Origin of the sequence: Streptomyces tateyamensis (assembly GCF_003205575.1) — a bacterium.
Lineage (GTDB): Bacteria > Actinomycetota > Actinomycetes > Streptomycetales > Streptomycetaceae > Kitasatospora > Kitasatospora tateyamensis.
On the sequence record NZ_PYBW01000281.1, the window covers coordinates 1 to 250 of the forward strand.

General features: G+C 84.0%; 1 protein-coding gene. It reads right to left on the reverse strand.

Annotated features, from left to right (window positions below; genetic code table 11):
- Positions 1 to 250 (reverse strand): hypothetical protein (locus C7C46_RS35625; RefSeq protein ID WP_181442682.1); only part of this gene is annotated, 250 nt, incomplete at both ends.

The window sequence follows — 250 nt, forward strand, 5'->3', positions numbered from 1 at the left end:
GGGACACCTGCAGGTCGGCGAGGACCAGGTCGTTGTCGTGCGAGCGGCCGATCCGTACCGTGCGGGCGCCGACCAGCGGGTGGACCTTGGTGGGCGGGCGCAGCGAGCCGGTGATCGCGGTCAGCCCGGTGCGGCGGGGCCGGTCCCTCGATCGGGGGCGGGCGCCGGGGGCAGGCGCGGCGGCCGGGGGGGCGGCGGCCGCCGGCGGGGCGGGGCCCGGCGGGGGGGGGGCGGCCGGGGGGGGGGGGGT